Annotated in this window: 2 protein-coding genes and 1 pseudogene; all 3 read left to right on the top strand. The window is 38.0% G+C overall.

All coding sequences use genetic code 11. From position 1 onward, the window contains the following. Window positions 1-17: 17 nt before the first annotated feature. A pseudogene (locus tag ACFIMC_RS09440) lies at window positions 18-744 on the top strand (autotransporter outer membrane beta-barrel domain-containing protein); the annotation flags it as partial. A gap of 171 nt (window positions 745-915) precedes the next feature. After that, window positions 916-4,239: an autotransporter outer membrane beta-barrel domain-containing protein gene (locus ACFIMC_RS09445; RefSeq protein WP_375681047.1), complete on the top strand. Its 3,324-nt coding sequence runs from the start codon at window positions 916-918 to the stop codon at window positions 4,237-4,239. 178 nt (window positions 4,240-4,417) lie between these two features. Continuing rightward, a partial coding sequence (locus ACFIMC_RS09450; protein WP_375685746.1) for an autotransporter outer membrane beta-barrel domain-containing protein occupies window positions 4,418-7,011 on the top strand: 2,594 nt, incomplete at its 3' end.

Below are 7,011 nucleotides of genomic sequence, written 5' to 3' on the forward strand. Positions count from 1 at the left end.
TTCAGGTTTCTGCTGTTCATGGTATAGAGGCAAGTGTCTTGCTCAATGCGATTGAGGATACACATCACACTTTGAGCTTTGGAATAATGGAGAATAATGGAAAAAAACTTTCTACAACCTCAAGATGTTAAAGAAAGCAAAAAAGTACATTTGATAAATGGTCTATTACAGTATATGGCAGCATGCAGCATGATACAGGCTTTTATATAGATGTCCTTTTTTCCTATGGTTTATTTAAAGGGGATGTTCTCACGCAAGCAAGAGGCAAGACAGCAACATTGAAGGAAACACCTTTGAGTGCTTCATTGATTGCGGGCAAGTCATTTACGACAGGGCATAAAGGGGTTATTTTTGATCCGCAGGTTTAGGTTATTTATCAAAATGTGCGGTTTGATAAGGCGTCTGATATTGATGGTTTTGATATTGAGATGGGAAAACTTGATTTATGGGTGATGCGTGTTGGTGGTCTTTAAGAAAGATGCTTGCTGCTTCTGAAGAGGCTCTTGTTGTTTCTTTCAATTGCAAGCTTCAGCTTGCCATTAGTTTTAGAGGAAAACAATGTGTGCGGTTTGGAGATGAATTCCAATAAGGGCTTTTGGCTCTTCTCTAGAAACTGGAATGGGATTGAAGGCTCAGTTGTCTTCAAACTCTGCTTTGCATGGAGATGTAACTTATCAGCATTGCCTTAGAAAAGGTGGTTTTTCAGGGATTATTTTTTCAGGCGGTTTATACTATCGTTTTTAGGTGCCTATGAAATATAGAGTAATTTTTATATAAGTTATAGAGTGTTTTATGAAGTATAAAGTGATTATTTAAGTTTTATACTTGCTATTTTTAGTGTGTTTAACTTAATGTTATGGGGAATGTTTTTTATTTTTAACTAACAGGGGAGAAAGGCAAATTGGGAATAAAGTTATGGTTAATGTATTAAGCGGGTATAGATTTTTATTTATTACAACGGCTATTGTTTCTTTTTTGCCAATCGTGAGTGTTAATGCGAATCCTAATAATTTAGGAACTTCCTGTAATGTATCAGGGAGTTTTTTTACATATAGCGATAGTAAAAAACATACGATAAGTAATAAAAATTATACTCCTTCTGTCTCTTCTCTAGATGATTTTATTGCTGTCTTCTCTATAGAAAAAGAGGGAACTGTTTTAAATTTATTAGAGACAAATATTATCTCGCATAGGCCAAAGCAGTCATTTTTATATAGTGCATCTGTAAAAGATGATGGCAAGCTTGTTCTAACCAATTCAAATATTAAGGATATGTCCGGTTTTCGTGTTCAGAACGGGCAAGTTGTGATGAATAGAGGGAAGATTGAAGGTAGTTTGCAAGCTGTATGTGCAGAAGGAAAAAAAACCGATATTGCTTTAGTGAGCGTAAATATTGATATTGTATCAGATAATTTGAATGCAAAAGGGATTGGATTTGTTAGTAGTTCTGATGCATTCATTAGGATGTCAGGCAGTACTATTACTTTTAATGAGATTGGTGCGTTTTCAACACAATTTGGGGGAAAATATCTTATTGATACAACCAATATTCAGGGAAAAGGTAAGAAACACACGATTGTAGTTGATAATGAAAGTATTGATGAATTTCCAAGAGCTTTTGACATATCACAGGGTGGTAATGTTCAATTACGTGGTGATTTTATTCAGCTCACTGATATGCATGGCTTCTTGATTACGAATTTTGCAGGTTATGCAGATGCTGAAGGTAAATTGGTTCAAGAATACGCTTCATCAAATGAGTTTAAAAAGACAAATATTAAGATTGAAGGTACAGAAATTTCTGTTCAGGGTGAGGGAGTATACGGTCTGTATTTTTATGGATTAGGCCCAGATGTATGGGGTGATATGTTTAAGGTAGGGAGTGAAAAACTTTCAAAAGTAGAAAAAATTGTTTGGGGTGAAGCATCTTTGCATTTGTCACAGACAACTTTTTTAGTTCCCGATGGTATTGCCATTTATAGTACGGGAGATGATATTTATGGAGCTGAAGCTACCATTGAATTAACAGAAAGGACAAAGATCTCTGGTGATTTATTGTTAAAGGCTCAAAATAATTCTTCTCTATTGGTGAAAGCAAAGGATTCTATCCTTACAGGGGGTATTCGTGTTGAGGATGCATCAACTGTTCACTTAGAATTAACAAATGGCTCTGCATGGTATCTCACCAAAAGAAAACATACAGATTTACTGGAATCTCTTCCTGTAGATTCATTACTTTCGTCTATAAGCATTTCTGATAGCACAATTTTTTTTGATAAATTTATATCTCAAGATTATCAAACGCTATATATTGGAAAAGTATATATTGAGAAAGGAAGTAATCTAAATGACATAAATCCAATAGAGGGGATACAATATGATAAAGAAGCCTATAATGCAAAGGGAAATGTGCAGATTAAGATGAGTGCGTTTGTGAATAATGACGGCTCGTTTAATCCTCAAAAAACTGATCGTATTTTGATCTACGGGAATGTTTTGGGAAGTACACTGCTCATGATGGAGAAATTTTCCAAAACCTTAGAAGGAGAAGCTGGCAATAAAGGAAGTCAAAGTATTTCACTTGTTCAAGTTGCTGGGACAGCAGAGGAAAGTTCTTTTAAGTTAGCCAATAGTTATACTACGGTGAATGGATTTCCTTATCAATATAAACTTCGTGTCTATGGTCCAAGTTCTTCTTCTGGAAATGCAGATCCAAAGAATAGATTGGTTGTTGGAGAAGGGGATTTTTGGGATTTTCGTCTCGAAAGTGTTTACATTGGTCCTGAATTAGATTCTTCTGAAACTGCTTCTAAGCCAACATCTACAGTTTTACCTCCTCAATCTGAAGAAGAGACGGTTCCTTCTAAACGACCAACAGAGACTATTTCACCTGAACAACCCCCTTCTGTTGAGCCTCCACTTATACCATCTACACCTTCTTTGCCTGAAGGATCTGAACCGTCTGAAACATTTATCCCTACGGATTCGACGCTGACTCCTTCTGCACCAGTTCCGTCTGAGCCTCCCTCTGTACCAACAGTTCCGGAGGCTCCTTCTGCTGTGCAACCTATGCCTGCACCGTTTGTTCCAGTTGAAGATTCTACTAATGATGTTCTGCCATCTGAGCCCTCTGCTCCGGAGGACACTTCATCTCTGGATACTGTTTCTCCTCCTTCTGCCCCTGTTGAACCAAAGCCTTCTCAGTCCTCTGATGCTTTGGAACCTTCATCTAATCTCTCTATACCGCTTGATGTTCCGCCTGAGCTAGGTATTAGAGCGGTTGTTCCACAGGTTCCAACTTATCTTCTTTTGCCAAATGCCTTATTTCATGCTGGTTTAGTGGATATGACCACGCAAAATAAGACGTTAGAGACAATGCGGAATGCTTTTCATTCCTTTGGGAAAGATGATAAAAAGACAGCCTTTTTTCTGCGTGCTTATGGGGGGAGCCATCACTATGCTTCCAATTTATCTGCTTTTGAATATGGTTATGGTGCTGAGCTCGATTATAATGCATTTCAAGCAGGTGTTTTGTTAAACGAGATTGAGAGTTTATATGGTCGTACATTCTTTGGAGTTTTGGGGAACTATGGAAATCTTTCTCTACACCCTCAGGATGTTGAACAAAGCAAAAAAAGCGCATTTAATAAATGGTCTGTTACTGCTTATGGAAATTTGCAGCATGATACCGGTTTTTATATGGATGGGGTGGTATCGTATGGTCTTTTTAAGGGAGATGTTTTGACCCTTGCACGGGGCAAGGTTGTGGCGTTAAAGGGTAAACAATTTAGCGGTTCTTTAACGAGTGGTAGAACGTTTGCAACAGGGTATAAAGGTGTTGTTTTTGATCCGCAGATTCAGGTTGTTTATCAGCATCTTCAGTTTAATCAGGCGCGTGATATTGATAATCTTGATGTTGATTTAGGAAAATTTCATCAATGGGTGGGGCGTGTTGGTGGGCGTTTAAGCAAGACGTTAGGTGTTGTGGAAGAGGGACGTGAAGTTTCTTTTTATAGTAAGCTTTCTTATTTGCATAGTTTTGAAGATAAGCAATTCGTTTCTTTTAAAAACGATTTTCAGTTAGGTTCCTTTGGTTCTTCTTTGGAAGCAGGGGTTGGGTTTAATGCCCGTCTCTCATCAAAACTTTCTCTTCGTGGAGATGTCACTTATCAGCATAGATTTAAGAAAATTGGTTTTTCTGGAACGAGTTTCTCTGCTGGATTGCGCCACCTTTTTTAGCGATACATAAACTATATAGTAACTTATATATAACTTATATATAAGTATATAGTGTTATATTAAGTATTAAATTAAATATTTCATTTTATATTTATTGTATTTTGAGAACTTTATTAGCTTAAATATAGATATTATTCTTCAATGAATAGAAGTAGGGGAATAGAAGGCGGCAAGAGTTATGATTTATGTATTTCATAAATATGTATTTTTATGCAACGTTACAACAGCTATTCTTTATTTTTTGCAGGTTACGTATGTTAGTGCTGCAGGATCTTCAAGTGATGCAGGAGGGGCATTTTATAAATGCGATGATAGAAAAACACACTTTCTTGCAGATAAAATCTATTACTTAAAAAGTTCTCAAGAGACGTCTGCTCATATTGCACCTATTGCAGCTATATATGTAGAAAAAGCAGGCACTATTGTTAATGCGTCTCAGATAACAGTTTATGGCGATGATCCAGATAAAATATCTGCGTATGGGGCGTATGTAAGAAATGGTGGAACAATTAATCTAGTAGCTTCAGATTTTAAGAATATACCTGCTCTTCGTGCTCAAAATGCCGTTATTAGCATGACAGTAGGGGAAATTAAGGGGATTTCACATGCTATTTATGCATGGGGGAGAGGAACGGATATTGCTTTAGTGAGTGTGAATATCAATATTGAGCCAGATAACTTGAATGTAAAAGGGATCGGTATTATGAGTGGTTTTGATGCAATGGTTAAAATGACAGAGGGTACCGTTAATTTTAACCAGATTGGCTCATTTTCAACTCGATTTGGGGGGCGCTATATTCTTGATACTATGGGGATTACGGGGCAAGGAAGGAGGGAGGAAACTTTAACAGATGGTGATCGAGCTATGGGGGTATTGCCAGAAGCTTTTGAGGTTTTTCAAGGTGGTGACGTTCATTTGAAAAACAATTTTATTCAGCTGAACCATATGCATGCATTCTTGATGAAAAACTTTTCAGGTTATGTAAATGATAATGGTAAGTTAATTCAAAAATATATTTCACCAGATGGCTTTAAGAATACAAGTATTAAGATAGAAAAAAACAATATTTCTGTTCAGAGTGAGGGAGTATATGGACTGTGCTTTAATGTTTTAGCTCCAGAAGAACTTGCTAAAATGTTGAGGCAACGAGATGATGAAAAAATTTTAGAAACCAAAAAAGTTATCACGGGGAGGGCATTTGTTTATTTATCAGAGACAAATATGACAGTTCCAGACGGGATTGCGATTTATGCGAAGGGGAATAAAGACTATGAAGTAAAAGGCACTCTTGAATTATCGGATGAAACAAAAATCTCTGGTGATTTGTTGCTAAAAGCTGAAAATAATGCTTCTCTATTGGTGAAAGCAAACGCTTCCTCTCTTACAGGAGGTACGCGTGTTGAGGATAGATCGGTTATTGATTTAGAGTTAATTCGTTATTCAAAATGGTATCTTACTAAAAGTAAATACAACGGTTTACAGGAATCTGTTTCATCGCTTTCTTCTCTAAGTCTTTCCAATAGCACATTGATCTTTGATGAAGGTAGTGGTTATCAAACGCTATGCATTGGAAAAAAAGCAGATATAGGTGCAGGAGATAAAATTCTCGCATCAAAAGATAAAAAAGTCTACAGTGCTGAGGGAAACGCTCAGATTAGGTTGAATGCATTTTTGAATGATGAGGGTTTGTTTAATCCCCAAAAGACGGATCGCATATTGATCTATGGGGATGTTTCTGGAACGACATTCATTCATGTGCAAAATTTTCCAAAATATGCAAGTAAAGAAGTCTATGAGGGAAAAGATCAAAGCATTTCACTCATTCAAGTTGCTGGAACAGCGCAGGCAGGTTCTTTTCGACTCGCCAATGGTTATGATGATTATACTACGGTGAAAGGTTTTCCTTATCAATATCGTATTCGTGCTTATGGTCCAGGTTCGCCTTTTGGAGAAGCGAATGCTAAGCAAAGATTAGTGGAAGGTGAGGGGGATTTTTGGGATTTCCGACTCGAAGGGGTTTATATTTCTTCTAGAATAGGTTCTTATAATGGTCCATTTGGTAAACCTTCTTCGTTTTCATTATCTCATCCTGTTAATCCTCCATCTTCTCCCCCCAATTCACTTTCTACGTCGTTGATATCTGACTCTCCTTCTTCTACGTTCTCTGGTCCTGTTGATCCTCCCCCTCCCGATCCACTTTCTACGTCGTTTATGTCTGACCCTCCTTCTTTTACGTCCTCTGATCCTGTCGATCCTCCCCCTCCCAATCCACTTTCTACGTCGTTTGTGTCTGACCCTCCTTCTTCTACGTCCTCTGATCCTGTTGATCCTCCCCCTCCCGATCCACTTTCTACGTCGTTTGTGTCTGACCCTCCTTCTTCTACGTCCTCTGATCCTGTTGATCCTCCACGCCCTGATCCACTTTCTACGTCGTTTGTGTCTGACCCTCCTTCTTCTACGTCCTCTGATCCTGTTGATCCTCCACGCCCCAATCCACTTTCTATGTCGTTGCCATCTGAGCCCTCTGCTCCGGAGGACACTTCATCTCTGGATACTGTTTCTCCTCCTTCTGTCCCTGTCGAACCAAAGTCTTCTGAGTCCTCTGATCCTTTAGATCCTTCATCTAATCTCTCTATACCGCTTGATGTTCAGTCTAATCTCCAAATTAGAGCGGTTGTTCCACAGGTTCCAACTTATCTTCTTTTACCAAATGCCTTATTTCATGCTGGTTTAGTGGATATGACCACGCAAAATAAGTCGTTAGAGACAAT

It is taken from the genome of Bartonella sp. AP21QHHD, from assembly GCF_042196205.1.
Classification (GTDB): Bacteria; Pseudomonadota; Alphaproteobacteria; order Rhizobiales; family Rhizobiaceae; genus Bartonella.

Bases quoted from the DNA above. Each gene is read 5' to 3' on its own strand.
- ACFIMC_RS09445 (WP_375681047.1), top strand. From the start codon at position 916: ATGGTTAATGTATTAAGCGGGTATAGATTTTTATTTATTACAACGGCT.